The 25,814-nt window shown below is 68.0% G+C and carries 32 protein-coding genes; 17 read left to right on the forward strand and 15 right to left on the reverse strand.

The genetic code is table 11. The annotated features are described in order from the left end of the window. Nucleotides 1-199: 199 nt before the first annotated feature. The 3 genes from BM337_RS17080 to BM337_RS17090 form a co-directional block, all read right to left on the reverse strand. Complete coding sequence (locus BM337_RS17080; RefSeq protein WP_089818199.1) at nucleotides 200-1,543, reverse strand: erythromycin esterase family protein; 1,344 nt, start codon at nucleotides 1,541-1,543, stop codon at nucleotides 200-202. Between the two features lie 30 nt (nucleotides 1,544-1,573). Then, on the reverse strand, nucleotides 1,574-1,891 hold the full coding sequence (locus BM337_RS17085; protein WP_089818202.1) for a hypothetical protein: 318 nt from the start codon (nucleotides 1,889-1,891) through the stop codon (nucleotides 1,574-1,576). A gap of 66 nt (nucleotides 1,892-1,957) precedes the next feature. Next, nucleotides 1,958-2,188 (reverse strand): hypothetical protein, encoded by a 231-nt coding sequence (locus BM337_RS17090; protein WP_089818204.1) that lies wholly within the window; start codon nucleotides 2,186-2,188, stop codon nucleotides 1,958-1,960. 327 nt (nucleotides 2,189-2,515) lie between these two features. On the opposite strand from BM337_RS17090, the gene BM337_RS17095 reads away from it, so the two are divergent. From BM337_RS17095 to BM337_RS17115, 5 genes are all read left to right on the forward strand, one after another. After that, nucleotides 2,516-2,860, forward strand: a complete 345-nt coding sequence (locus BM337_RS17095; protein ID WP_089818207.1) for a DUF5789 family protein — start codon at nucleotides 2,516-2,518, stop codon at nucleotides 2,858-2,860. A gap of 68 nt (nucleotides 2,861-2,928) precedes the next feature. Beyond that, nucleotides 2,929-3,603: a DNA starvation/stationary phase protection protein Dps gene (gene dps, locus BM337_RS17100; RefSeq protein WP_089818209.1), complete on the forward strand. Its 675-nt coding sequence runs from the start codon at nucleotides 2,929-2,931 to the stop codon at nucleotides 3,601-3,603. A gap of 144 nt (nucleotides 3,604-3,747) precedes the next feature. After that, entirely contained in the window at nucleotides 3,748-5,319 is a 1,572-nt protein-coding gene (locus BM337_RS17105) for an alpha-amylase family glycosyl hydrolase (RefSeq protein WP_218155586.1), read from the forward strand. A gap of 142 nt (nucleotides 5,320-5,461) precedes the next feature. Continuing rightward, nucleotides 5,462-6,412 (forward strand): TIGR03557 family F420-dependent LLM class oxidoreductase, encoded by a 951-nt coding sequence (locus BM337_RS17110; protein WP_089818211.1) that lies wholly within the window; start codon nucleotides 5,462-5,464, stop codon nucleotides 6,410-6,412. A 135-nt stretch (nucleotides 6,413-6,547) separates the two neighbouring features. After that, nucleotides 6,548-6,874, forward strand: a complete 327-nt coding sequence (locus BM337_RS17115; RefSeq protein WP_089818213.1) for a DUF7130 family rubredoxin-like protein — start codon at nucleotides 6,548-6,550, stop codon at nucleotides 6,872-6,874. Between the two features lie 202 nt (nucleotides 6,875-7,076). Here the strand turns inward: BM337_RS17115 and BM337_RS17120 are convergent, their stop codons facing one another. Beyond that, nucleotides 7,077-7,913, reverse strand: a complete 837-nt coding sequence (locus BM337_RS17120; protein ID WP_089818215.1) for a hypothetical protein — start codon at nucleotides 7,911-7,913, stop codon at nucleotides 7,077-7,079. A gap of 362 nt (nucleotides 7,914-8,275) precedes the next feature. Next, entirely contained in the window at nucleotides 8,276-8,635 is a 360-nt protein-coding gene (locus BM337_RS17125; protein WP_218155587.1) for a HalOD1 output domain-containing protein, read from the reverse strand. A gap of 449 nt (nucleotides 8,636-9,084) precedes the next feature. Here BM337_RS17125 and BM337_RS17130 point away from each other — a divergent pair, with 449 nt between their 5' ends. Further along, on the forward strand, nucleotides 9,085-9,507 hold the full coding sequence (locus tag BM337_RS17130; protein ID WP_177227640.1) for a hypothetical protein: 423 nt from the start codon (nucleotides 9,085-9,087) through the stop codon (nucleotides 9,505-9,507). Between the two features lie 178 nt (nucleotides 9,508-9,685). Here the strand turns inward: BM337_RS17130 and BM337_RS17135 are convergent, their stop codons facing one another. Beyond that, a complete protein-coding gene (locus BM337_RS17135; protein ID WP_089818222.1) occupies nucleotides 9,686-10,354 on the reverse strand; it encodes a helix-turn-helix domain-containing protein in 669 nt (222 codons plus the stop codon). An 82-nt stretch (nucleotides 10,355-10,436) separates the two neighbouring features. Further along, nucleotides 10,437-10,631 (reverse strand): DUF1328 domain-containing protein, encoded by a 195-nt coding sequence (locus BM337_RS17140; protein WP_089818224.1) that lies wholly within the window; start codon nucleotides 10,629-10,631, stop codon nucleotides 10,437-10,439. A 310-nt stretch (nucleotides 10,632-10,941) separates the two neighbouring features. Here BM337_RS17140 and BM337_RS17145 point away from each other — a divergent pair, with 310 nt between their 5' ends. Together BM337_RS17145 and otsB are read left to right on the forward strand one after the other, a co-directional pair. Beyond that, nucleotides 10,942-12,483, forward strand: coding sequence for an alpha,alpha-trehalose-phosphate synthase (UDP-forming) (locus tag BM337_RS17145; RefSeq protein ID WP_089818226.1), 1,542 nt, complete (start codon nucleotides 10,942-10,944; stop codon nucleotides 12,481-12,483). Further along, a complete protein-coding gene (gene otsB, locus BM337_RS17150; RefSeq protein ID WP_089818228.1) occupies nucleotides 12,470-13,291 on the forward strand; it encodes a trehalose-phosphatase in 822 nt (273 codons plus the stop codon). The genes BM337_RS17145 and otsB overlap by 14 nt, the downstream gene beginning before the upstream one ends. On the opposite strand, the gene BM337_RS17155 is transcribed toward otsB, so the two are convergent. The 3 genes from BM337_RS17155 to BM337_RS17165 form a co-directional block, all read right to left on the reverse strand. Then, the gene (locus tag BM337_RS17155) at nucleotides 13,288-13,956 is read right to left on the reverse strand and encodes a DUF2238 domain-containing protein (protein ID WP_089818229.1); all 669 of its coding nucleotides are present in this window, start codon (nucleotides 13,954-13,956) and stop codon (nucleotides 13,288-13,290) included. The two genes, otsB and BM337_RS17155, sit on opposite strands and share 4 nt — an antisense overlap. After that, a complete protein-coding gene (locus tag BM337_RS17160) occupies nucleotides 13,953-14,534 on the reverse strand; it encodes a hypothetical protein (protein WP_089818231.1) in 582 nt (193 codons plus the stop codon). Before BM337_RS17160 ends, BM337_RS17155 begins: the two co-directional genes overlap by 4 nt. A gap of 133 nt (nucleotides 14,535-14,667) precedes the next feature. Next, nucleotides 14,668-15,423 (reverse strand): GNAT family N-acetyltransferase, encoded by a 756-nt coding sequence (locus BM337_RS17165; protein ID WP_089818234.1) that lies wholly within the window; start codon nucleotides 15,421-15,423, stop codon nucleotides 14,668-14,670. A gap of 83 nt (nucleotides 15,424-15,506) precedes the next feature. Between BM337_RS17165 and BM337_RS17170 the strand changes: the two genes are divergently transcribed. Beyond that, nucleotides 15,507-15,764, forward strand: coding sequence for a hypothetical protein (locus BM337_RS17170; RefSeq protein ID WP_089818236.1), 258 nt, complete (start codon nucleotides 15,507-15,509; stop codon nucleotides 15,762-15,764). Between the two features lie 18 nt (nucleotides 15,765-15,782). On the opposite strand, the gene BM337_RS17175 is transcribed toward BM337_RS17170, so the two are convergent. Next, complete coding sequence (locus tag BM337_RS17175; protein ID WP_089818238.1) at nucleotides 15,783-16,190, reverse strand: DUF5789 family protein; 408 nt, start codon at nucleotides 16,188-16,190, stop codon at nucleotides 15,783-15,785. 130 nt (nucleotides 16,191-16,320) lie between these two features. On the opposite strand from BM337_RS17175, the gene BM337_RS17180 reads away from it, so the two are divergent. From BM337_RS17180 to BM337_RS21265, 3 genes are all read left to right on the forward strand, one after another. Next, entirely contained in the window at nucleotides 16,321-16,869 is a 549-nt protein-coding gene (locus tag BM337_RS17180; RefSeq protein ID WP_089818240.1) for a uracil-DNA glycosylase, read from the forward strand. 96 nt (nucleotides 16,870-16,965) lie between these two features. Next, entirely contained in the window at nucleotides 16,966-17,640 is a 675-nt protein-coding gene (locus tag BM337_RS21260; protein WP_089818242.1) for a hypothetical protein, read from the forward strand. Nucleotides 17,641-17,670: 30 nt separating this feature from the next. After that, the gene (locus BM337_RS21265; protein ID WP_177227642.1) at nucleotides 17,671-18,123 is read left to right on the forward strand and encodes a hypothetical protein; all 453 of its coding nucleotides are present in this window, start codon (nucleotides 17,671-17,673) and stop codon (nucleotides 18,121-18,123) included. A 10-nt stretch (nucleotides 18,124-18,133) separates the two neighbouring features. Here BM337_RS21265 and BM337_RS17195 read toward each other — a convergent pair whose 3' ends face one another. Further along, a complete protein-coding gene (locus BM337_RS17195; protein ID WP_177227651.1) occupies nucleotides 18,134-19,507 on the reverse strand; it encodes a CBS domain-containing protein in 1,374 nt (457 codons plus the stop codon). A 143-nt stretch (nucleotides 19,508-19,650) separates the two neighbouring features. Here BM337_RS17195 and BM337_RS17200 point away from each other — a divergent pair, with 143 nt between their 5' ends. After that, entirely contained in the window at nucleotides 19,651-20,052 is a 402-nt protein-coding gene (locus tag BM337_RS17200; protein WP_089818249.1) for a DUF2267 domain-containing protein, read from the forward strand. Between the two features lie 144 nt (nucleotides 20,053-20,196). Here the strand turns inward: BM337_RS17200 and BM337_RS17205 are convergent, their stop codons facing one another. From BM337_RS17205 to BM337_RS20740, 3 genes are all read right to left on the reverse strand, one after another. After that, nucleotides 20,197-20,553: a hypothetical protein gene (locus BM337_RS17205; protein ID WP_143117738.1), complete on the reverse strand. Its 357-nt coding sequence runs from the start codon at nucleotides 20,551-20,553 to the stop codon at nucleotides 20,197-20,199. Between the two features lie 39 nt (nucleotides 20,554-20,592). Then, entirely contained in the window at nucleotides 20,593-20,862 is a 270-nt protein-coding gene (locus tag BM337_RS17210) for a hypothetical protein (RefSeq protein ID WP_143117739.1), read from the reverse strand. A gap of 240 nt (nucleotides 20,863-21,102) precedes the next feature. Next, nucleotides 21,103-21,330 carry a hypothetical protein gene (locus tag BM337_RS20740; protein ID WP_143117740.1) on the reverse strand — a complete coding sequence of 76 codons (228 nt, stop codon included), beginning with the start codon at nucleotides 21,328-21,330 and terminating at the stop codon, nucleotides 21,103-21,105. Nucleotides 21,331-21,701: 371 nt separating this feature from the next. Between BM337_RS20740 and rdfA the strand changes: the two genes are divergently transcribed. The 4 genes from rdfA (at nucleotide 21,702) to BM337_RS17235 (ending at nucleotide 25,741) form a co-directional block, all read left to right on the forward strand. Further along, complete coding sequence (rdfA, locus tag BM337_RS17220) at nucleotides 21,702-22,316, forward strand: rod-determining factor RdfA (protein ID WP_089818257.1); 615 nt, start codon at nucleotides 21,702-21,704, stop codon at nucleotides 22,314-22,316. 135 nt (nucleotides 22,317-22,451) lie between these two features. Then, complete coding sequence (locus BM337_RS17225; RefSeq protein WP_089818259.1) at nucleotides 22,452-24,419, forward strand: archaea-specific SMC-related protein; 1,968 nt, start codon at nucleotides 22,452-22,454, stop codon at nucleotides 24,417-24,419. A gap of 188 nt (nucleotides 24,420-24,607) precedes the next feature. Further along, on the forward strand, nucleotides 24,608-25,309 hold the full coding sequence (locus BM337_RS17230; protein WP_089818261.1) for a helix-turn-helix domain-containing protein: 702 nt from the start codon (nucleotides 24,608-24,610) through the stop codon (nucleotides 25,307-25,309). Nucleotides 25,310-25,354: 45 nt separating this feature from the next. Further along, nucleotides 25,355-25,741 carry a DUF4112 domain-containing protein gene (locus BM337_RS17235; protein ID WP_089818263.1) on the forward strand — a complete coding sequence of 129 codons (387 nt, stop codon included), beginning with the start codon at nucleotides 25,355-25,357 and terminating at the stop codon, nucleotides 25,739-25,741. The last annotated feature ends 73 nt before the right edge of the window (nucleotides 25,742-25,814 follow it).

Raw genomic sequence — 25,814 nt, forward strand, 5'->3', positions numbered from 1 at the left:
GGTTCCGACGGACGGGAGGAACCAAGGAACGAGCGAGCGGGGAACGAAGTGGCCCGCGAGCAGCTCGGTTTCGACCGGCGGGAGGCACCGAGTTCTAAGCGAGCGGGGGCTACAGAAACTCGTGACCCGTCTGCTTTCGAACGCAGATGACTCGCGTTCGTGGTATCGAGGACTGCGTGAGGAGCAACAGTAACGCCGATTACACGCCCCAGGGGTAGGTCTCCGGGGGCTCGCGGTCGTCGGCCTCCGGTTCGGCGTGAAGGGGGTGTAGCGCCGTTGTCTCGTCGACGTGGACGTAGGCGTCGTACCGGTCGGGGAGGACGGTCGGCACGTAGTTGCCGAGTTCGCGCTTGGGGTGGTAGACGACGCCGATAGCGCGGTGGCCCCGTGGCTCGGCGAGCGGTCCCTCCTCGTCGCGGTCGAACGCGATGCTGGAGTCCCCGACGCCGGCGCGGTGGAAGACGGACTCGTAGCTCCCGGCTTTGGCCGGCGGGACGGACATCACTTCCGCCGGTTCGCCCCAGGCATCGGCGGCGACGACGCTGCCGCGCTCGGTGCCGAAGCCGACGATCGACGCCTCGTCCGGGCCGACCTGCTCGCGGATCAGCTGGCCGACGTTGACCTCGCCGCGGCGGGCCATGTCGGTCGCGCGTGCGTCGCCGACGTGGGTGTTGTGCGCCCAGACGATCACCGTGCTGTCGGGGCCGTAGTGGCTCCGGAGGCGCTCCAGCGTCTCGACCATGTGCTCGTCGCGGACGTTCCAGGACTCGACGTCGGCCTGGATCATCGACCGGTAGTACGCCTCGGCGTTCTTCGCGACGAGTGCGTTCTGCTCGGCGGCGAAGCTGTCCTCCCGGACCTCGTTCCCCCGGACGTCGTGGCTGAGTCGCTGGAGCACGTCGACGACCTCGTCCTCGCAGTCCTCGGGCGCCAGCCGGAGGTCGCGGGCGTAGGACTGGCCGTCCTCGCTGTAGGGCTCGAAGCACGCGTACGCCTCGCGGGCCCGGTCGGCGGCCGCCGGGTCGACGTCTTCGAGGTAGTCGACGACGGCCGCCATCGACTCGAACAGCGAGTAGACGTCCATCCCGTAGAAGCCCACGCGGTCCTCCTCGCCCCGCCGGTCGTTGATCCGGCGAAGCCAGTCGACGAACTCGACGGTCTCCCAGTTGGCCCACAGCCAGGTAGGCCAGCGGTCGAACTCGTCGAGGACGTCCAGGGCGCCGCCGGACGGGGACGTCTCGCCCCGAACGTACCGGTTCACCTCGTAGCAGTCGGTCCAGTCCCCCTCGACGGCCACGACGTCGAAGCCGTAGTCCTCGACGAGGCGCGCGGTCAGACGGGCTCGCCAGCGGTGGAACTCTGCGGTGCCGTGGGAGGACTCGCCCAGCAGAACGTACGTCGAGTCGGCGACGTGGGCGGCCAGGTCGTCGACGGTGTCTGTCGTCAGCGGCGTCGCTCGCTGGCGAACGGCCTCGATAGCGTCGTCGGCGTCGTCAGCCCCCGTCGCCCCGCGCTGGAGGTCCGGGGTGCGTATCGTGCTCATGATGGCTGACTCCTGACAGTGAACCCGTGGTTACTCCTCGTCCTCGACCGCGTCGCGTTTGACGAGCCGCATCGGGTGGGTGCCGTCGAGCGTCGCGTCCTCGTCGGACGGGTAGACGGCTGCCATGTTCTTGTCCTCGAACTCTTCTTCGAACTGCTCCCAGGATATCTCCGTGAACTCCTCGTCCTCGATGTCGGGGAAGCCGATGCGGAGGAGCCCCTGGTCGCCGGTCCCTTCGGACCCTGCGAGGTGGGCCGGGTAGCCGCCGCGCTCCTCGACGATCGTTCGGACGAGCGTCGGATCCCGCGCGTGGTGGACGGTCGTCTCGTCGGAGTGGTCACTGGACATACTAGCTCGTTCCAGGGACGGCGGGCACTTAGTGTCGCTGCCTAATCAAGTCGCCCGAAACCCGGTTCACTCCTCGGGGTCGCACTCGGGCGGGAAGTCGGCCTTCGACGAGCGCTCGGCGCCGCATCTGATACAGCGGAAGAAGCGCTCTCGATACCCGGTCTGGCCGTCCCAGCGGCGGTGCTGGTCGGGATGTTTCCCCGGAACCCAGTCGGTCTTGTCGACGACGAGGTGCTGTTCAACCGGCGTCGCGTCGGGATATGCTGGTGCGGCGGATCTGTTGTCGTGGGTGTTCATTTTGCTAGTTCCCACAGCGGTCGGTGCAGACACCGGTCCGGCGGCTCCGGCGGCGTCGAAACGTTCGGTGACCGCGGTAGGCACCAGACGACTATAAGCGACTCCCCTGGCAGCACGGTGACGTGTCAAAAACCGCACGACAGCGGTGGGATCGATGGCGAAATTCGCGCCCGCTTTGGGGGCAGCTGGACGTCGTCGCTGCTTGCAGTCGCAAGCGGTCGTAAGCGGTCGGATAGCGAGGTAACGACGGCTTACGGATCCGCCGGAACCTGTCGGCACCCCAACTCCTTTGCCCGTACCGGTCCAAGTACGGGCGAGGATACTCGCATGAGTGACAACCGCGACATGGGGATCGAGTTCGGTGCCTTGCAGGAAGACCTCGAGAACGAGTCCTATCCCATCTCGAAGGAGGAACTGCTGGAGAAATACGGCGACCGGACGGTCGAGCACTCGGGCGGCGAGAGCACCGTCGAGGAGGTCATCGGCCCGCTCGGGCGCGAGGAGTTCGAGGGACAGGACCAGATCCACCAGTCGATCCTCAACATGGTCGGGGACGACGCTGAGGGTCGCAAGGAGTACTCCGACCGCGGGGGTTCAGTGGCCGGCGAGAACCGCGACACCGACGGTGGTGACGGGGACGGCGAGGGGGACGGAAGCCAGGAATCCCTCTAAGTACCTGTCGCTGACGCTAACTTTCTTACGGCCGCCCGGAGTAGTCGGCATGCAGTCGGGCGATATCCATGAGCCACCAACAGCCACCCACCCAGAGCCAGCAGTCCGAACAGCCACCGAACGACCAGCAGCCCCCGCAGCCCCAGCACGCCCAGCAGCAGGTGCAGATGCAGTCCCAGGGGGGTCAGCTGCAACGCCAGAGCCAGCCCCGCCAGGCGGACCAGCGGCTGTTCCCGACGCGGAATTTCCTCGACGAGCGGGTTCGGGCGACCAGCATCACCGCGCTCAACCAGGTCCTCGCGGACATCACGGCGGTCACCATGCAGACGAAGACGGCTCACTGGAACGTCCGCGGGCCGAACTTCTACCAGCTTCACGAGCTGTTCGAGGACGTCGCCGACACGCTGGAAGCGTTCACCGACGACATCGCCGAGCGGGCCACGGCGCTCGGCGGGCAGGCCCACGGCACCGCACCAGTCGTCGCCCGGGAGTCGTACGTCCCCCAGATGCCCCCGACGCTCTCGGACGAGCAGGCGCTGCTCGAGGCGATCGCGTCCAGCCTCGCGCGGTTCGACGCCACGCTGTACGAGCAGATCAATGCCGTCTCCGAGCAGGGCGACCTCGACACCGCCGACCTGCTCAACGAGGTCTCGCGCGGCGTGTCGAAGGCGCTGTGGCTCGTCGAAGCCCACCTGCAGGGCCAGGGCCCCGTTCCGGGCCAGGCCCAGCGGGGGATGCAGTAGCGAGCGTCTCCGACCGCAACGAGCGGGTCAGCAAAGCGTTAAAGAGAATTGCGCCGCAAGCTATCACGTGGCTCACACTACGTCCCGGAGCCTCCCGCGACGGCGTCGAACGGGGACGACGTGGGGCCACCCGGAGGAGCCGACGTGACCACGAGCGATTTCTGGTACAAGAACGCGCTGATCTACGGCGTCGACCTCGAGACGTTCATGGATTCGGACGGCGACGGCGTCGGTGACATCCAGGGGCTGATCGGTCGGCTGGACTACCTCGACCGGCTCGGCGTCGACTGCCTGTGGGTGTTGCCGTTTTACCCCTCGCCCCGGCGGGACGACGGCTACGACGTCACCGACTACTACGACGTCGACGACCGCTACGGGACCTTGGGCGACTTCGTCGAACTGGTCCGCGAGGCCGACTCCCGCGGCATCCGCGTCCTCATCGACCTCATCGTCAACCACACCTCGCGGGACCACCCGTGGTTCCAGAAGGCTCGCCGGGGCGAACAGCCGTATCGCGACTACTACGTCTGGTCCGAAGACCCGCCCGAGCCCGAGGTGCCGCCGATATTCCCGGACGAGGAGGACAGCGTCTGGAGCTACGACGAGGAGGCGGCGGCGTCCTACTACCACCGGTTCTACAGCCACGAACCCGGCCTCGACATGTCGAACCCGGCCGTCCGCCGCGAGGTCGAGCAAATCATGGGCTTCTGGCTCCAGCTCGGCGTCTCCGGCTTCCGGTTCGACGCCGCGCCGATCATGATCGGGAAGAAGGGCCTCGAGTCGACGGCGATGGCCAATCCCCACGACGTCTTCAGGGAGTTCCGCGAGTTTGTCGACCGGCGCAGCGAGGACGCCCTCCTGCTCGGCGAGGCGGGCGGGACGGCCAGCGAGGTCGGCGAGTTCTTCGGCGACGGCGACGAGCTGAACATGCTGTTCGACTTCCTGCTGGCCGGCTACCTCTTCCACTCGCTGGCCACGGAGGACGCCGCGTCGCTCAGCGAGGGACTCAAGATCCTCCCCGAGATGCCCGAGACCGGCCAGTGGGCGAACTTCCTGCGTAACCACGACGAACTCAACCTCGAGTGGGTGACCGAGGCCCAGCGCCAGGACGTCTTCGACGCGTTCGCCCCCGACGAGTCGATGCGTATCTTCGACCGTGGCGTCCGGCGGCGGCTCGCGCCGATGTTCGACGGCGACCAGGCCCGGATCCGGATGGCCGTCCGGACGCCCATGCAGTGGGCCGACGAGGAGAACGCCGGCTTCTCGTCGGCGCCGGCGTCGGAACTGACCCGCCCGGTCGTCGACGACGAGGAGTTCGGCTACGAGTCCGTCAACGTCGACGACCAGCGCTTCGACGAGGGGTCGCTGCTGAACTGGATGGAGTCGCTCTCACACACCCGGATGGAGCACCCGGAAATCGGCTGGGGCGACTGCGCGATTCTCGACGTCGAGACCCACGACGTGTTCGCCCACCGCGCCGACTGGGACGGCCGCTCGCTCGTCGCCGTCCACAACCTCACCGGCGACCCACAGACGACGGCCGTCACGCTCGAAGAGGGCGAGGACGCCTGCGTCGTCCCCGTCTTCGGCGACCAGGACCACGGCGTCGACGGCGGGACGATCGAACTCGACATGGACCCGTACGGCTACCACTGGTTCCGCGTCGGCATCGTCCAGAACTCCCCCGTCCAGCCCATCGAGGACCGCTCGCCGTAGGCCGACGCGACCGGCCCGCGGGCAGGAACCGACCGATCGAACGATTCACCGGCGAATCAGACCATGCAACGAACCCAGCATCCGACCCGACTCGACCCGTCGTATCGCATCGAAACGTCAGGTTCCGCACGGAGGGGTCCCGATGCCTGAACTCGGCTACACTCTCTCCAGCGAGGAGCACGGGCCGAACGCACTCGTCGACCACGCGGTCCGTGCCGAGGAGGCCGGCTTCGAGTTCGCCGTCGCCTCCGACCACTACCACCCGTGGGTCCAGAACCAGGGCGAGGCGCCCTTCGTCTGGGCGACGCTCGGCGGCGTCGCCCGCGAGACGGCGGACCTGCGGGTCGGCACCGGCGTCACCGCGCCGATCATCCGCGTTCACCCCGCCATCGTGGCCCAGGCCACCGCGACCACGGCGTCGCTGTTCGAGGGACGATTCTTCTTCGGCGTCGGCACCGGCGAGAAGCTCAACGAGCACGTCACGGGCGAGCGCTGGCCAGCGTTCGACGAGCGCATGTCGATGCTCGAGGAGTCGGTCGACGTCATCCGGAAGCTCTGGACCGGCCAGAACGTCACCCACCGCGGGGAGCACTACACCGTCGAGAACGCGAAGCTGTTCACGCTCCCCGAGGAGCCCCCGGACGTCGTCGTCTCGGGGACTGGCCCAAAGTCCGCGACGAAGGCCGGCGAGTTCGGCGACGGCTTCGTCAGTACCGCACCCGCCGAGGACCTGGTCGACCGGTTCCGGGAGTCGGGCGAGGGCCCGCGCTACGGACAGGTGACGGTCTGTTACGCCGAAGACGAGCAGACTGCCAGGGAGACGGCGCTGGAGCACTGGCCAAACAGCGCCATCCCCGGCGACGTCAGCTGGGAGCTCCCGACGCCGAAACACTTCGAGGCGCTGGCGGCGGACGTCACCGAGGAGGAGATCGCCGAGAGCGTCGTCTGCGGTCCCGACGCCGACGAACACCTCGACCAGATCCAGCAGTTCGTCGACGCCGGCTTCGACCACGTCTACGTCCACCAGATCGGTCCGAACCAGGCGGACTTCTTCGACTTCTACGAGTCGGAGATACTGCCGTCGTTCGGATAGGCTGGCGGCGAACGAAGTGAGGCGCCAGCTTGATTGCGAACGGCGAGCGATTCCGTCGGCCGCGATACCGACGTGGGAACTGCCTGATCAGTGGTTTGGTGCCAACGTTTTACCGCGCGAACTCCTACGAGCGGTATGAGCGGTCGAGGCGAGAAACCAGACGCCGAGGACGAATCGGAGGCGCTCAGCATCTCGATCGGCGAGACGCTCTACAACGAGGCGGGCGAACCCGTCGGCACCGTCCGCGGGATCGAGGAGAGCGGCGTGTACCTGACCACCCGGGACGATATCGAGGGGATGAGCATCGAACACGCCAGGTCCGGCCAGTCCTTCGGCGAGGCCGAACTGATGTGGCGCTGTACGCAGTGCGGCGAGATGGGCGACATCGAGGGCGGGCTCCCGGACACGTGTCCCAACTGCGGGTCGGAGAAGGAAGACCTGATGTACTGGACGGAGGACTGATCCGTCCAGTGGCGCGCTCCGTCGCGCCACCACGGATCAGTCCGAGTGAGAACTGAATTGCCCAGTGGCGCGCTCCGTCGCGCCACCATGGGTCAGTCCGGGTGAAAACTGGGGCGTCTGGGAAGCGGTGGGCCGTCACGCAACTGCGCGGGGCGGGCAGTCGCCCGGTGGACTGCAGGGGGCGTCAGCGAGGACGGTGGGGCTATGTCTCCTGGGTCAGTTCCGATGTCGTGGTCTCCTGCTCGGAGCGCTGGTCCCCGCCGGTCGGGGACTGGGAAGGCTGGTCGGTCGGCGGTTCCTGCTGGGACCCCTGTGACTCCGGCTGACCCGGTGGCGTCTGTGCGGGGGATGGCTGCGTCGGCTGCTGGGTTGGCGGCTGCTGTGATTGCTGGGTCGGTGGCTGAGACTGGCCTCTCTGCCCAGGGGGCTGCTGGGGCGGCCGTGTGTACCGCTGGGACTGCTGCGGTGGCTGTGTGTACTGCTGGGGTTGCTGGGGCATCGGCTGCTGGGACCGCTGTTGCTGGCCCGGCGGCTGCTGCATCCCCTGCGTCGGCTGCTCACCGAACTGTGGTGACTGGGGCTGCTGGGACTGCGGTTGCTGCATCGGCTGCTGTCGCTGGGACTGTGGATACTGCTGGGGCTGTCGGTTCTGCTCGGGCGGTTGCTGTGGCGTCTGGTACTGAGACGCTCCGGACTGGTACTGGGGCGGCTGGAACTGCTGCATCTGCTGGGGGATCTGCTGGGCCTGGGACTGCATCGCCGCCATCCCGGACTCGGTGGCCTGTTCCGTGTTCTGGACCGCGTTCTCGACGGTCGTGATGTAGGTGGTGAGCGCGTCGTTGGTGAAGTCGATGCCCTGGCGCTGGGCCCACCTCCCGAGTTCCAGCCCGTTGAGCATCATCTCGGCCGCGCTCTTCTGGAACTCGACGGTCTGTTCCAGCGGGAACTCGACCGCCTGTTGCATGGCGCGCTGGCCGTTCTCGATCGTGTCCTGTTGCATCTCTATCGCCTTGCTGACGAGGTCGTTGGAGTGACTCATTGGTAGTGACGTGGTCTTGGTCAATCGCCTGGTCGCGCGACGCCGCCCCCCTTCCCGGGCTGCGGGCACGCGAGGCGGAGGCGGCGGATCGCGCGGTCGCTGGTGGCGCCTGTACTCCGCGGGCGTCGACAGGCCGTTCGACTGCAGGTGTCTGTATAAATCGCCGATACCGTTCAGCGGAGTAGTCGGCGCCGTCCCCGGAAAATGGACGTTTCTCGGCCGGTCCGTCCGGAGCCAGAGGGCGCGACTGGCCCGTCGGAGGCGGCGTGAAGACGGCGATCCCGGCGGTAAGACACCCCTGACGCGAGCGGTGACGTGACCACGACGGTGAGAGAAGAGAGGCCGGAGAGTGAAATCGGCTGCTACCGCTGGACGGGCGGCGACTGGCGCGGCGGGACGATGGCGATCTGGCCGTTACTGTAGACGGTTACCTGGTGGTTCCAGACGGTGAAACTGAGGTGGCCGTTCGTCCGCGGGGTCCCGTCCGGTCTGGGCGCGAAGAGGCGGTCCAGCGCATCGGGGTCCACGTGGTCGTTCAGGGTGAAGCCGGTGTCGGTGACGTCGATGCCGGTGACGTCGGAGATGGCGTGGGCGAGCGTCGTCGTCAGCTCCGCGGCGCCGTCGAAGTCGTGCCTGACGAAGTAGTTCCGGGTGTCACGGGCCTGCTGCTGGGGGGCGTTGTGTTCGACGTGTTGTCCGTTGCGATACATTGATTGAGTCACTCTGTCCGTTGTCGGTGTGTTAGTAAAAGTTTTACTGCCGGTATGGGTTTTCTTCCGCTACGGCGACCCGCCGCCGTACGGCTATTGGCGCCCCGAAATCGGCCGTCTTCGCCGAATTATAACAGATTTCGTACCAGTTTGCGACAGACGGCTCGACGCTGGCGTTCAACGAAAGCTTTCAGTCTCCTAAGACGAGCTTACTCCCCGTGTTGGCGGTCGAAGGGGTGGAACTGTGGCCCGCTGAGCCGACTGTCCCGGACGTGCTGGACGCGCGTGTCCCGGACGCGTTGGCGGCGACCCGTTCGTCGGTCGCGTGCGGGTCGTCAGCCCGGCGGCGCGCCCCGCGGGGCGCCGGTGACGTCCCCGGGATAGCCGCCACCCGGACTTCTTTGAGGTTTCGGCTCGTCTACACGAACGGAGCAATGTCCTCCCAATCCAAGTCGTCAGCGATGATGCGAAAAGGCGCGCGGTTCGCCGCGACAGAACTCCTCCGGGAACCGATGAAACAGGCCGTCCGCGAGGCTATCCGTGAGGAGGCCGACTCGGTCTCGGTCGCGAGCGGCGAGTCCGGTTCCTCGTCCGGCACGGTCGACGAGACCGACGAGGACTGGCACGGTCAGTCGTCCCCACAGCAGGACGACTCCGGCGGCGGGCGGTCCAAACTCGCCACGATGGGGCTCGTCCTCGCGATCGTCGCGATCACGTACATGGCCCGGAAGCGGATGTCCTCGACCAGCGGGTCGGCCTGGTCCGAGCAGTCGGCCGGCGACGTCGCCAGGGACGACGCCGAGGGCGGCTACGTCTCGGAAGGAGAGATGCAGACCGCCGAGACCGCCGACGAGAGCGCCAGCTCGTCGGCGTCCGAGCGATAACGGACAGCGACACGGGGACGAACCGGCCGCGACGAACGCCGATAGACTCACTCCGTTCGTCTATCGAGCCCGGCCTCTCACAGTTCGGCCGGATGCCGACGGACTCGCTCTGCTCGTCCGTCCAGCCCTGTCTCACTGCGCTCGACAGGACGCCGGTACGGGATTACAACCACCACTATCAGGGGCGCGATTCGCGGTCGAGGTGCGCGCCGAGCGTGGCCGCCACTAGCCGTCGATGGCCGCGGCGCAACCGCTCGGAGAGCGCCTGGTGTGAGACGTCGAGTTCCTCGGCCAGTTCCGTGAGCGTCGTCTGCCGGGGGACGTCGTAGTACCCCCGTTCGAGGGCGACTTCGACCGTCTGGAGCTGTTGCTCCGTCAGATCTGACTGGCCGGCACGCGAGGACTCCGTCATCGGGTAGATCCGTTCGATCCGCGCGTCGACGCCGTACCGGTCACAGGACTCGACGATGGCCGCGACCGCGTCCCGTCGGGGAAAGAGGAGCCGGAACGTCCAGGTGCCGCCCTGTGCTCGCGCGCCGAGAATCACACCCCGGCCGGCGACGAGCAGCCCGGTCACGACCGGCACTCGCGTCGTCCACGTCAGTCGGAAGAGCGAGGCTTCGTGGACCTGCGTGCACACGGAGACCCCGTCGACGCTCGGGTCCTCGGCGAGGGCCTCGGTGAGCGTTCCCCGGTCGGCGCCGGAGCCCCACACCAGCGGCATCACCTCGTCGGTGCCGTCGGTCACCACCCGGACGGCCTCGAAGACGGCGTCGGGGAGTCGCCGACACGTCTCCTGCAGTGCGAACTGTTCGGCCGGGACTGACGCCTCGACGATAGTGCTCATCCGGCTACTGACCCGTACGGCCGTCGGCGTAATATACTGCAGGCAGTTCGCCCGTCGGACAGCGGGGAAACGGTGCGGCCGGCTAGAGGACCAAGGCGATCACCGCCAGGATCAGGAACACCACGACGAGGATCTTCGCGATGTCCATGGAGATCCCGGCGACGCCGCCCATCCCGAGGGCCGCGGCGACGATGGCGAGGACGAAGAAGGCGATCGCCCACGTGAGGAACTCACCGCCGCCGAGTTGCAGCGCCAGGTCTGTCAGGGTCGCGTACATCTCAGACCACCTCCGCGTCGTCGACGCGCTCTCGCGGGCTCGACCGCCGGCGCTCGCTGCTCAGTGCCTCGTCCGCACCGTTCGCGCCAGAGTTGACTGGCATACGGGTACGTGTTGGTCACGAAACACGTAACCCCTGTCGCTTGCGAGCGCAGGCGCTTGAAGGACACACGGCGGGCGGCGGGGCGCTGTCTCTGTCGCTCTCCACACCGCTCCCGTCTGGCGGTTCGCTGTCGTCCCCGTATTAAATGCCCCGCGTGTGCAGGGGCGGGGTCTACCTGGGTCGAGGAGGTACCATGGTGTAGCCGCTATGGAGAAGTCACATCTCTCGGAGGGGTCGGTCGACCGCGGTTCGACCCGGCCCACGCCCGGCGTTCCGGGCGAGGAACTTCTCGTTCTCTCGAATCGCCAGCCCTATCGCCACTCCGACGACGACGGCGACGGGATAACAGTCGACGCCCCGGCCGGCGGGCTGACGGCCGGTCTCGACGCGGTGATGCGCCAGGTGAACGGCACGTGGATCGCCTGGGGCGACGGCGACGCGGACGCCGCCGTCGTCGACGACGACGGGCGAGTCACGGTCCCGCCGGGGGAGAGCGACGGGCAGTACACCCTCGAACGGCTCTGGCTCACCGACGAGCAGGTCGACAACTACTACTACGGCTTCAGCAACCGCGTGCTGTGGCCCATCTGCCACTCCGCGCTGACCAACGTCGACGGCAACGCCCGATTCTGGGACCACTACCAGGGCGTCAACGAGCGCTTCGCCGACGCCGTCGTCGATTCGGCCGACCCCCGGTCGGTCGTCTGGTTCCACGACTACCACCTCGGCCTCGCCGCGGAGATGGTTCAGGACCGGATCCCCGAGGGCGTGTTCTGCATCCACACCTGGCACATCCCGTGGCCGTCGTGGGACGTGTTCCGCGCCTGCCCGCACGGGCGCGAGGTGCTCCGCGGGATGCTCGGCAACGACCTCGTCGGCTTCCACGTCCCCAGGTACTGCGACAACTTCCTGCGCTGTGTCTCGGCGGCGCTGCCCGGGGCACACGTCGACTGGGAGAACCGGCGCGTCGTCCACGAGCAGTCGGTGACGACGGTTCGTGCGTTCCCGATGGGCGTCCCTGCCGACGACATCAACCGCCAGGCCAAGCACCCCGGGGCCGAGACGTTCTGGCGCGACTTCAGCGACACCCACGGCATCGACGACGACACGAAGGTCGGCGTCGGCGTCGACCGCCTCGACTACACGAAGGGGATCCCCCAGCGAATCGAGGCGCTCGAACGGCTCTGGGAGAGTTCATCGCAGTGGCGTGAGTCTTTCACGTACGTCCAGGTAGGCACGGAGAGCCGCTCGCAGATCGACGCCTACAGCCAGTACCAGCAGCGCGTCGAGGACGCCGTCGAGTCGGTCAACGAGCGCTTCGGCACCGACGACTGGCAGCCTATTGTCTACACGACCGACTACCTGGCCGACGAGGCACTGTACGCGCTCTACCGCTTCGCCGACGTCGCCATCGTCAGTCCGATCCGCGACGGGATGAACCTCGTCTGCCAGGAGTACGTCGCCGCCCAGCAGGACGACGACGGCGTGCTCGTCCTCAGCGACCAGGCGGGCGCCCACGACGAACTCCACGAGTGGGTCATGTCGATCAACCCCCACGACACGACGGCGTTCAAGGAGACTGTCGACGAGGCGCTGGCCATGCCCCGGGAGGAACGTCGCCCCCGGATGGACGCGCTCCGCCGCCACGTCGCGACGAACGACATCTCCACGTGGATCCGCACTATCTTCGCGACCGTCGACGCGCTCCGCGAGCCGACCCCGAAAGACCAGCACCATGCGAGCGTCTAGCCCGCCGCCGACCGTCGAGGACCGCCGCGCTGCCCTCCGCGACCGCTTCGCCGAGGCGGCCGGTGCCCTGCTCTGTCTGGACTTCGACGGGACGCTGGCGCCAATCGTCGATCAGCCGGACGACGCGGCGATGGCGGCCGACTGCAGATCCCTCGTGGGCAGACTCGCCCAGGACCCGCCGGTCGACGTCGCGGTGATCAGCGGCCGGGCCATCGACGACCTGCAGGGCCGCGTCGACGTCGACGGCGTCGTCTACGCGGGCAACCACGGCCTGGAACTCAAGCGACGCGACCATATCGAGGTCGTTCCGGAGGCGGACGAGCAGCGCGACGCCATCGACGACGTCTGCGCCGAAATCGAGGCGGCGACGGAATCGATCCCCGGCGTCGCCGTCGAGCACAAGGGCATCACCGCGACGGTCCACTACCGGCAGGTGCCCGAGGAGCGAGTCCCCGAGGTCGTCGAGTCGGTCGACGCGAGCGTGGCCGACGTCGCGGCGCGGATGGACGCCCCCGGCGAGCCGTTCGAGGTGGTCGCGGGCAAACAGATCCGCGAGATACGCCCCCGCGTCGACTGGGACAAGGGCCGCGTCGTCGAGTTGCTCGCCGAGGACGTCCCCGACGACTGGGACGTCGTCTACGTCGGCGACGACACCACCGACGAGGACGCCTTCGAGGTCGTCGAACCCCAGGGACTCGGCGTGGCAGTCGGCGACACTCCCGATACCGCGGCGTCGGTGCGCGTTCCGGACCAGGACGGGGTCGCCGACTTCCTCGAACTGGTCACGAACGAACTGGCGTCGGATTAGTCGGCGGGGCGGTCCGCGCTGTCGTCGCGGTCCGCAGCCCGTTCCCCGGTCCCGTCGACGTGGCGGTCCACCACCGACCGCAGGCCGTCGAAGTAACGCGTCCCCCAGATGGCGACGAGGACGGCGCCGGCGATGCTGAACAGCATGTCCAGGACGACGTCGCCGAGGCCGAACTGGGCCAGTAGCGGCTTGCCGCCGAAGATCACTGCCAGTTCGCTGAGCGTGAACTCGGCGACCTCCCAGATCACGCCGAGTGCGCCGGCGAAGACGACGATGAAGACGAACCGGAGGTTCGGTGGAATCTCGACGCTCTCGTACTCGTTCTCGATCACCCGGACGAGGGCGTAGCCGACCCCCGCCACCACCGCCCCGGACACACCGTGTGCGATTTGATCGTACCAGCCGTAGGTCCGGTAGAGGCCGAGCATCCCGACCGCGTGCAGGAACGCCGCCGTGACGATCCACAGCGACAGTACCGGGCTGAGCTGGTTGTCGTACCGGTAGCGGACGTACAGCGGAAAGAGCGCGATCAGGAACGGGAGGCCGGCGTTGACCACCATTCCGGCGCTCGCCTGGAAGACGGCGTAGGCCGTGATGGCGCCGAGCGCCAGCTGCATCGCGTACGTCGCCAGCCGGAGCGCGCGGCCCAGGTCGAGCTCCGTCACGAACCGCCCACCTCCGCCGAGGATCCGCCGATTGAGCCGTAGCGCTGGAAGTAGAGGTGGAAGAGGACGCCGGCGGCGACCCCGGCGCCCGTCGCGCCGACGAGTTCCCACATCAGGGCGACTCGGCCGGCGAGGAACGACGTCTCGAGGAGCACGTCGGAGAAGTACTGGAGGATCCCCCAGAGCCCGGCGACGGTCAGCGTCGTCAGGACGACGAACAGCACCGCGAACCAGGGCGGCATCTCCGCCGTCGAGAACGAGTCGATCTCGACGGCGACCAGCAGCGCCAGCGCCGCCACCGAGAGGTACGTCAGCGGCGTGACGAACAGCCCGACCCACTGGGCGACGAGTGGGACAGCCGCGAGGGCGAGCGGCTCCCAGGCGACGAGGACGGACGCGTCCCGCATGACGACTGTCGGGACCAGCGCCACCGCGACGACGGTGGCGCCGAAGACGGCCCAGAGCAAGTCCCCGACGGCCAGGCTCGCCAGCGTGCCCGCGACGAGGACGCCGACGAGCGTCCAGGTGACGGCGGCGTTCAGCGAGCGAGACTCGACGAGTCCGCGCAACCGTGCCATCACTCCAGCTACGGGCGTCTGGCCCTAAACGTTTGTTCCGCTGACGTGTCGGGAATCAACGACGACGGACGACGAGTACCGACGACGGACGAGAACGGATGGGGACTGACAATTAGAGGGACGAGGCTCCCGGTCAGAGGTAGGAGGCGTCCCACCGGGTCGCCTTCCGCTTGTTGCCGCAGTTGTTACAGACAATGCGGCCCATCGAGTCCATCGTGTTGTCGATGGAGTCGCAGTCGCCGCAGAACCAGCCGTAGCGATCGTTCAGTTCCCGGGTGCCGAAGACGGGGTAGAACGGCGCGCGGAGGCCGCGTTCGCCCTCGCTGAAGTTGACGAACAGCTCCCGGTCGTCCGGACCCGCGATCGCTTCGAGGACCTGCTCGGCCGGTTCCGTGCCGAGCTGTTTCTCGAAGACGACCTCGTCGAACTCCTGGTCGCCGATCTCGACCGTCGACGTCTCGGTCCGTTCGAAGCCGTGGTCGGTGTAGAACCCCGTCCCCGCCTCGTTCCCCTCGAGGACGAGCCCGCGGAGGACGACGGCCTCGCTGTCTTCGAACGTCTCCTGGACGTGACCCAGGAGCTGGACGCCGATCCCCTCCTCGCGCTCGCCCGGGACGACGTGGAGCCAGTGGATCTCGCCGACGACCGGCTCCGTCTCGACGGTGGCGCCCTGGGCGAACCCGACGACCTCGTCGTCCACCTCGACGACGTCGAAGACCACGTGGTCGTCGTCGAGGAGCTCCCTGATGCGGTCCGGGGTGTACCACTGTTCGACCATCTCGTCGATGGTCTCCTCGTCGACGAAGTGGCTGTAGGACTCCGAGAGCGAGGCGCGGGCGGCCCGCGCGATGTCCTCGGCGTCGTTCCCCGTTGCGGTGCGGATTTCCATGGGATATGTTCACACTCCAGTTATAAATTGGTTGCCACGCCGGGAGGTTTATCGGCGCGCCGCTCCACGTCACGGGTGAGACAATGGCAGAGTCATCCCCCGACGAGAGCGACGCGGCCAGAATGATGCTCGAACCCGACGCCATCCACGAAGGGAACGGTGGCCCGTCCATCGACTGTCCCCAGTGCGGCGCGACCAACACCCTCGTCAGCATCGTCGAGGAGGGGCGCTGTACCGGCGTCCTCGACGACGACGCCGCCGAGGTCGAGTCCGAGGACGAACAGCTCCAGCAAGGAGGCTGTGGCGCGAAGCTATCGCTCGAACTGGTCTGGGCGGCGTGACGGGGCGACCGCCGCCGGTTACTGCCGTCGCTCCTCGTCCGCTTCTCCGGTTCCGAGCGGTTCGGCCTCCTCGTCGTCCAGCGGGTCGACCGCCCGCTCGTCGTTGTACTCCTCGTCGCCGGCCGCCTCGCCGGTCAACTCGTTGAGCACGGCCTCGCGGGCCTCGTCCGGTGACTCGAAGCGCTCGTCGACGAGGCGGTCGAAGACCGAGCCCAGTGACTCCGTCTCGTTGACCAGGTCGAGTTCTTGGTCGGCGTACTCGACGGCCAGTTCCTCGCTCGTCGCGGGGTACTTCGACTCCTCGAGCATGCCGACGTCGCCGATGGCGTCCTCGACGGTCTCGGTCCGGTCGCGGCGCCGCTCGTTCGCGCTGTCCTGGACGCGCTCGTGGTCGGGGTCGTAGCCACCGCTCCCGTCGTTACTCATACGTACTGGTAGGGACAGCGGACTGAAAGACCTGTTCCCAGACCGCGTGACCGCGGCGGGCGGCGCCCCGTCGCTCGGCACCCGGCGAAAGACCGTAGCCCGCCGCGACCCAATCCCGAGGTGAACGGCCATGCCACTCGATATTCGGGAGCGATTCGAAGCAGAGCTAGCGGAGATCCCCGACGACCTGTTCGACCGGGAGCGGTTCGTCGGCGGCGTCGGCCCGGCGGACGCGGACGTCGTCTTCGTCGGCGAGGCGCCGGGCGCCAACGAAGTCGAACAGGGCGAACCCTTCGTGGGCAACGCCGGCCGCGTGCTGGACTCGCTGCTGGAAGACGTCGGCATCGAGCGCAAGCAGGTGTACATCACGAACCTCGTGAAGGTGCGCCCGCCGGAGAATCGCGACCCGACCAGCGACGAAATCGAGGCCTGGCGTCCGGTGCTGTGGGCCGAAATCGAGGCGATCGACCCCGCGGTCGTCGTCCCGCTGGGCGCGTTCGCCAGCCGCGAGGTCGTCGAGCGCGACGCTCCCATCTCGGACCTGCGGGGCGAGACCTACGAACGGGACGGCTACGTCGTGGTCCCGACGTACCACCCCGCCGCGACGTTCTACGACGACAGCGTGAAGGCTGGACTGCAAGAGGACCTCGAACGGGTCGCCGAGATGGCGGGTCGGTAGGGAGCAAACGGCGTTCTCGGGGTCATTCGTCGTCGGTCGTCAGGGCCCGCGCTCACCCTTGCGGGCCCTGTCGTCCCGGTGGTCGCCGGACCGCTGGTGAGCCAGCCCCTCCTCTGCGAGGTGCTGGGGGTGCTGGTCGGCCTCCCGGTCGCCGCGCGCCTGCGGGACGTTGTCCTCTTCACCCTGCTGCTGGTGGCCCTGACCGTGGCCGCTCTGGTGGTGGCCGCCCTGCTGGTGGCCGTGGTGCTGGCGCTGGTTGCCGTGGCCCAGGTCGCCGTGCTGTTGGCCGCCCTGCGGGTCGTATGCCTGCTGGCGACTCCGGGGTTCGTCGCCGTGCTGGTGGGACTGCTGCTGGCTGGGGGGCTGGTGAGACTGCTGGTGCTGCTGAGACTGCTGGTGTCCCTGTCCGTGTCCCTGGCCACCCTGCCGACTCCCGCGCTGGTCCTGCTGCCAGTAGTCGGACGCACTCCGGAACTGTCCGTCGCTCTCGCCCCCGTGTTCGTGGCCGGTGTACAGCCGCTGATCACCCTGATATCGCTGGCCCCGTTGCTGGTGGCGCTGCTGCTGCTGACCCTGCTGCTGGTGATGCTGGGGCTGTCCGGATTGCTGGTTCTGCGGCTGCTGTCCGGACGTGCGCTGGAACTGGTCACCCTGCTGGTGACTGGACTGTCCATGCTGGTGACTGGACTGTCCCTGGTGGTGTCCGGACCGAGTCTGGTGGTGGCCGCCCCCTTCCTGATGGGACTGTTGCGGGGACGGGCCCTGCCCTGACTGCTGGCTCTGGTGGGACGGCTGGTCGTGGTGACCGTGCTGCTGGTTCCCGCTGCCGTGTCGCTGGTGTTGCTGGTGCCCACTTGCGTGGTGATGCTGTTTCGTCTCCTCGTGGGGAGCGGGGCTCTGCTGGCGGGACTGGTGCTCGCGTCCGCGCCCCTGGTTCGGCTGGTCGCTCCGCTGGTCGGCGTGGCCGGGCTGGGCGCCCGGTCGCTCGCCGAGCTGGCGACCGCTGGCCTGTTGTTGCTCGTGGTCTCCGCGGGGAGCGTACTCCCGGTGTTCGCCCTGGTTCTGGTGGGTCACCTCCTGGTCGCTGTGGTGGCCGCCCGAACCACGTTGCTGGCCCTGGCGCTGCTGGCGACGGTGGGGAGCATTCCCCTGGTTCTGCTGATCGTGGAACGATTCGTCGTCGGACCGGTGGGGGTCTCGTGCCATTGTGAGTGTGGTCGGCGAGTGTCGGTCGTCGGCGCTGTATGCGTCTAACGACTACGTATTACGATTCGAGCCACCAGCTGACGAGGTGTTCGGCCTCCTCGCGCTCGCCGGGAGAACGCCGTTCCTCGATAGTGTGGCTCTTGTCGTCCAGGACGGTGCGTTCGAGCCGGTCGCGGGCCGCGCGGATCGCCGGCGCGGCGCCGTACTCCTCGCCCGTGCCGGCGAAGCGACCCTTGTTCGTGAACAGCCGGATCGTCGCGCGGATGAGCGGCATGCCGCGCTGGCGCTCGCGGTGGTTCTGGAGGACGACGTAGGCCTCGATGACGTCCATCTCCTCGTACTTGCCGTCGACTTCCTCGATCATCCCGGCGACGTCCTCCCGGGAGAGGTCGGTCAGGAGGTTCATGCCGAATATCTGCAGGCGCGTCTCCTCCTCGTCCGGCTCCCAGGTGAGCGAGCGGAGCACGTCGGTCAGCGTGACGACCCCGTCGGGCCCCTGCGTGGGGACGTCCACGACGAGCGACGAGAAGCCGTTCTCCAGCATCTCTTCGGTGGCTTCGCCCAGCGGGGTCGTCGGCCCGGTCGTCCGGACGGGGGAACTCATCACGTCGCGCACGGGCAGGTCTAGGAGCCGGGACTCGACGCCGGCGCGTTCGCCGTGGCCGCCGTGGCTCCGGTAGTTCGCCTGCGAGCCCTCGCCGCCGTGGCCGTCGAACCCGCCGACGTTGCCGCCCTCCTGCTGGTCGGTCTCGCGGACGATGAACTCCAGGAGGTCGAAGTAGCTCGCGATCCCGACGGCCTCCCTGACCGGGCTCCGTGCCTCGGTATCGGCCATCGCCTCCGCTTCCCGGGCGGTGGACCCGGCGGACGCGTCCGACGGGTCGCGGGGACTCGCGGACTCGCCCGTCGTCGTGTCGCCCGGCGGCTGCTCGTCGGGCTCCGTCTCGTCGTCGATGACGGGGACGCGCGAGATGCCGTGGGTCCGGAGCGTGTTGATGACCTCGCCAAGCGTCGCGTCCGGGCCGACGCTAATTAGGTCCCGGGAGTAGACGTCGCTCACGTCGAGCGCGTCGAGGTTGGGGCGGACCGCCTTGGCGAGGCTCTCGGCGGTGACGACGCCCTCGAAGCGCTCGCCGTCGTACACCGGCAGCAGGTTGAGGTCGCTCTCGACCATGAGACGGGCCACCTCCCGGACGTCGTCCCGCCGGTCGATGCGGGGGATGTCGTTCCGCATCAGGTTCTTCGCCGTCTCGTCGGGATCACGGCGCGACCGGAGCAACTGCTTGCGGGTGACGACCCCGGCGACGTCGACGTCGTCGTTTATCAGCATCCCCTCGGCGCCCTGTTCCTTGAACGCGCCCATCAGTTTCGACACTCTCGTCGACGGGTCGAACTCGAGATAGTCGGTGGTGACGGCCTCTGCTATGTCCATCGTCGATCCTCGCCCGTGTTTGGTCGGCGTCGGGTATAATCGCGGGGCTTTCAGTTGCCGGTCCGGGCGAGGTTCGACATAGCAGTACATTGAACAGTCGTGGGAGCGATAGTCTGGGTAGCGCCTCGCGGCGCAGATATACTATGGACCGTGACGACATCCTCGACGCGACAGCACGCCGTGCCGGCCTGGACTCGGAGCGAGCCGCCGAACGGGCGGTGCTCGCGACCATGACCACGCTCGGCGAGCACGTCTCGAAGGAGGAATCACAGCAGATGGCCGCACAGCTCCCGCCGGAGATCAGCGACGCGATGACGAGTCGGAGTACGGACTCGCCCGAGGAGTTCGCCGTCGACGAGTTCGTCGACCGAGTCGCCAGCCGGGAGGGCGGCGAGGTGAGCGAGGAGGAGGCGGTGGTACACACCCGCGCCGTGGTGGCGACCCTGGCCGAGGCCGGCGTCGGGACCGAACTCCAGGACGCGCGCGAGCAACTCCCCGACGAGTTCGACACGCTGTTCGAGACGGACGACCTCGACGCGGAGTGACCGACGGGCGGCGCGCCGCTCGACGCCGGTAACTCCCGCTTACGCGGGTCGGGCGCGCTGAAACCCCGGAACCATCACCCCTGTTTAATAGACGCGGCCGGCACTGTCAACTGTCAGCACGCGCGGCTGGCGATCCGCATGAGCTCAGACGACTCCACCGAGGACGACGAGACCGGACGCAGTGACGAGCAGGACCGGGACGACGAGCACCGGGACGACGACCAGCAGGAGGAGGCGTCCCAGGGGGAGCAGCGCGGGGGGCTGCCGCCGCGCGACCCCGAGACCGGCCAGTTCGTCCCGAAGTCGGAACGTGAGGGACGGATCGACGGTGAGGACCGGGCCGAGGAGGCCGACGAGCCCGACGAAGCGGGAACGCGGGATGCCGACCACCGTCGCGGCGTCCGAACGGATCGAGGGGACCAGATCCACCAGTCGGACCACTTCGACCGGGGCCAGCAGTCCGCCCAGTCGGGCCGCAGCCAGCACCCCCACCAGGGCCACGGGTCACAGTCCAACCAGCGCCCGCAGCAGCGCCGACCGTCAGATCCCGGCTTCCAGCCCCAGCAGAGTCAACAAGATCAACGGGCGCCCCGGCAACGGCAACAGGGAGTGCAATACCAGCAGGATCAACCTGCCGTCCAGGGACGTCGAGCGCGAGCGCAACCACAACCGACGGGCCAACAACGGCCCCACGCCCAGGCTCGACCACAGCGAGCCCGGCAGCAGGGCCAGCAGCCACAGGGACAGCCCCCGTCCCAGCAGTCTCACCAGCCTGGCTGGCAGTCGCACCAGCCCGGCCAGCAGTCGCACCAGCCCGGTCGGCAGAACCAGCCACGAGAAGCGCAGCCACAGCCCGAGCGGTCCCGGACACAGCCCCGGCAATCACAGCCACAGCCCCAGCCGTCGCAATCACAGCCCCAAACCTGGCAGTCACAGCCCCAGTCCCACGGCCAGTCTGGGCAACCCCGGCAGACCCAACAGCGTTCGCAGCGCCAGCAGCCCGGCCAGCCGGGTACCCAGCGCCAGCAGCCCAGCCAGCCGTCGCAACAATCAAGCCAGCCGCCACAGCTGTCCAGCCAGCCGCCACAGCAGTCCAGCCAGTCGCCACAGCAACGCGGCGAGTCGGCCCAGCAGCCGTTCCAGGGCCAGCCACAGCAGCCCCGGCGGTGGGGCCAGGAGAACCAGGCAGCCCGTCCCCAGTACTTTCAGCCCCAGCAGTCGAGCCAGAACCCGCAATCTGGCCAGCGCCAGCACGACACCGGCCAGCAGGGGTCCCACCGCGGACAGCCCCGGCCCCGTCGGAGTGGCCAGCAGTTCCCGCAGCCTGACCCGCGATTCCGACAGAACGACTGGCAGTCCGACCGAAAGCGGGGAGGGCAGCAGTCTGGACGAGAGCGTCACGACCAGGGGTGGTAGCGTGCCGGACGGCCGGCCGACCGACTTTGATCCGGCTGGCGACAGCACGGGAACGGCGGCCTCCTCTATCGAGTTCTCCCGAGCTGCACGTTCTGGTTCCCCCGCCGAACCGCAGAGACGCCCAGTGGTCGCGGGGGAATCTCGTAGTTACGGCGGGATCCACCGGTCAGAGAGAGGTTACCGGGCGATAATTTCGTGTTAAACTTATAGGCCGGGCGGACGTTGCCTCCGGTATGAACGAGAGCGGACCGGTCGACGCCGCCGTCGAACCGCCGTGTTCGTGCAAGCTCGGGCGGAACCTCGCGGCCTACGGGCTCGAGGACTTACACGCGACGATACGAGAGCGGCGGGCCGACGGCGACAGCCTCCGGGACCTCGAACGGTTCGTGAACCGGTCGCTACTCGACGGCGCGATACGGGAGGCCGGCGCCGACGTCATCGGCGACGTCGACGGCATCTACGACGCGCTGACCGGCGACGACGTCAGCGCCGGGAAGCGGACGGAGGTCCGCGAGCGCCTGGAACACGCCGGCGTCGACGTCGGTGCAGTGGAGGCCGCGTTCGTCTCCTACCAGACCGTCCGGAGCCACCTCAGGGAGTGTCTGGACGTCGAGACGGCCCGCGAGAGTCGCCTCTCCGTCGACGACGCACGGGGGACTATCGAGTGGGCCCGCTCGCGTAGCGAGGGCATCGTCGAGCGGACGGTCCAGCGACTCGCCGCGGCGGAGGAGGTCGCTGCCGGCGACGTCGACGTTTCCCACGTCGTCCGGATAGACTGTTCGGACTGTGGCGCCTCGTACCCCGTCGATCGATTCGTCGACCGCGGCGGCTGTGACTGCGGCGACTGACGGCGACTGACGGCGACCGTCTCCCGGAATAAGCCGATGCTACACAACCGCGAGGGAAGGGTCCCTGACGCGGTCGTAGGTAACTGGCAAGCTATAAATGGAGATGTGACGAAGCCGTATCCGAGTGTTGGATGAATGGTAGCTAACGCCGAGTCGGAGCCCCTGCAGGTCGCCGTCGAGAACCTGGGCGGGATCGATTCACGCGAACTGACGTTCGAGCCGGGCGTGACGGTGCTCACCGGCCGGAACGCCACGAACCGGACGTCCCTGCTCCAGGCAATCACCGCGGGCCTGGGGGGGTCGTACGGCGAACTCAAGAGCGACGCCGACGCGGGCGAGGTCGAACTCGCCGTCGGCGAGAAGACCTACGACCGACAGTTCCGCCGCGACGGCGACGGCGTCGTCGTCAGCGGTGACCCCTACGCCGACGACGCGTCGCTGGTCGACCTGTTCAGCAGTCTGCTGGAGGTCAACCCCGCCCGCCGGGCCGTCGAGCGCGGCGACGGGGACGCACTCCGGGAGATCATCATGGAGCCGGTCGACACCGAGGCGATCACCGCCGAGGTCGAGTCGACCCAGCGGAACCTCCGCGAGGTCGAGGACCGCCTCGACGAGATCGAACGGCGCCGGTCGAACCTGGCGGCGCTGAAGGAACGCCGCGTGGCTGCCGAAGACGACCTGGCCGACGTGGAGTCCGAACTCGCGGACGTGCGCGAGGCCGTCGCCGAGTTCGAGGCCGACGCCGAGACCGCAGAGGAAGCCGAGGCCGTCGTCGAGGAACTCACCGAGACGCGCGAGGAGTACGAGTCGATCAGGAACCAGCTCGAAACCCAGCGCAGCGCGGTCGAGTCCCTCGAGACCGAGCGCGAAGAGACCCGCGAGCGACTGGATGACCTGTCCGTCCCCGAGGCTGAACTGGAGGCGACCCGGGAGGAACTCGAACGGCTCCAGCGACGTCGGCGCGGGCTGGAGAACACTGTCAACGATCTCGTCTCCATCGTCGAGTTCAACGAGCGACTCGTCGACGACGGCGCGGACGCGCTGCCAGGGGTCGGCGAGGACGGCGCCGGTGCGGACGGCGACGGCGTCGGTGCGAGCGGCGGTGTGGCCGACGAACTCGACCCCAGTTCGGGCCAGATCGAGTGCTGGACGTGCGGGACGACGGTCGACCGCGGCGACGTCGAGGAGCGCCTCGACGGTCTGCGCGGCGTGGTCGAGGACCACCGGAGCGAGCGCAACGAACTCCGGAAGCGGATCGACGAGACGCGCGCGACGCTATCGGACCTGCAGGACGCCGTCGACGAGCGCGAATCCCTCGAGTCCCAGCTCGCGGAGATCGACGGGGAGATCGACGAGCGCGAGGCACGCATCGAGGAGCTGTCCGCCCGCGAAGACGACCTCCAGGCGCAGATTTCGGCCCTCGAAGACGAGGCCAGCGAGTCCGAGAGCTTGCGGGACAGCGAACTGCTGGACCGGTACGAACGGCGCTCCGAACTGGAGTACGAGCGCGGCCAGCTCGAGGAGAAACTCAACTCGCTCGAATCGGAGATCGAAGCGATCGAGGCACTCGACGACGAACGCGAGGAACTGGAGACCGAGCGCGAGCAGCTACGTGAGGAACTCACCTCGCTGCGGAACCGGATAGAGAACCTCGAGCGGTCGGCCATCGACACGTTCAACGACCACATGGAGACGGTGCTGGATCGGCTGGGCTACGAGAACGTCGAGCGCGTCTGGATCGAGCGGAAAGCCGCCGAGAGCGGGCGCGGGTCGAGGTCGGACAGCACGTTCACCCTCCACGTCGTCCGGTCCGCCGACGACGGCGCGGTATACGAGGACACCGTCGACCACCTCTCGGAGTCCGAGCGCGAGGTCATCGGGCTGGTCGTCGCGCTGGCGGGCTACCTGGTCCACGACGTCCACGAGTCCGTGCCGGTGATGGTGCTGGATTCGCTGGAGGCCATCGACGCCGACCGCATCGCCGCGCTGGTTGAGTACTTCGCCGACTACGCCCCGTTCCTCGTCGTCGCGCTGCTGCCCGAGGACGCCCAGGCGCTCGACGACGACTACGAGCGGGTCGTGATGGACGAGGCGCTCGCCTAGGGTCAGTTCGCTGATTCTTCACACCGATTCCGCTGTGAAGCAGGCCAGACTCACCGAACGTTTGGGCCAGGTATTTCCCAGGTTATCCGACCGCCGTCGGTCGATTTCGCTCGGCTTGCAAGTGCACGACGCTATCCTAAAGAGCTAGGGCGTACGCATATATTCGGTCCTTGCAAAGTAAACTGTCAATGAGCACTATCGTCGAGGCGCACGTGCCGGCCGAGCAGTTCGCCCTGTCGGAGACCCTGCAGGCGCTTCCCGACGCGGAATTCCGGATGGTCCGACTCGTCGCGCACGGCGGCGACAGCGTGATGCCGTTCCTGTGGGCCCAGACGGCGGACGACGAGGAACTCACGGCGGCCCTCGACGAGGACCCCACAGTCGGCGACGTCGACGTCCTCGCCGAGTTCGAGGACGAGAGTCTGGTCCAGGTCGACTGGCAGGCCCGCATCCGGGTGCTCGTCTCCATCGTCAGCGAGGAGGACGCGACGATACTCGACGCGCACGCCCGCGAGGGGACCTGGCGCCTCCAGATATTCTTCCCCGACCACGACTCCGTGTCGACGGTGTACGACTTCTGCGAGGAGTACGGTATCGACGTCACCCTCGAACGGATCTGCGACATGTCCGACTCCTACCAGCAGGACGGGATCCGACTGACCGAGGAGCAGTACCAGGCCATCTCTCATGCCTACGAGGCGGGCTACTACGACGTCCCGCGGCGCATCAACCAGGAGGAACTGGCCGAGTCCTTCGACGTCTCCCACCAGGCCCTCTCGGAGCGACTCCGCCGGGGCCACCAGACGGTCATCGCCAACATGCTGTACCGCAAGCTCCAGCGCCCCGACCGGGCGGTCGCGCCGCGGATGAGCCACAAGATGGACAGCTAGACCCGGACGGCCAACCTCTATGAGCGTCCGGGTCCAACGCTGGCTATGGCCCAGACGTCCCAGCCTGCGACGGACATCGTCGAGACGGCGGCAGCCGAGCCGGCGCCGCTGGCGCGTGCCCGGGTGGTCGGCACCCTCCTCGACGAGTCGCTCACGGTGCCGGGAACGGGTTTCAAGGTCGGGCTCGATCCTCTCCTGGGGATCCTCCCCGTCGCCGGCGACTCGGTCGCCGCCGTCGCCTCGCTGTACATCGTGTTCGTCGGGCTGCGACTCGGGCTCCCGAAGCGCGCACTCGTGAAGATGGTCGCCTACGTGGCGCTGGACTTCACCGTCGGCTCCGTCCCGGTTCTGGGGACCGTCGTCGACGCGTTCCTGAAGGTGAACGTGCGCAACGTGGGGACCATCGAGCGCCACGTCGACAGCGATTACTGACTCGGCCGGCACGGGCGCAGACCTATCTTTCCCCCGACAAACCATTTCAGCGTGAGCGCCGTAGGTGGAGACG

This window comes from Halomicrobium zhouii, from assembly GCF_900114435.1.
Taxonomy (GTDB): Archaea; Halobacteriota; Halobacteria; order Halobacteriales; family Haloarculaceae; genus Halomicrobium; species Halomicrobium zhouii.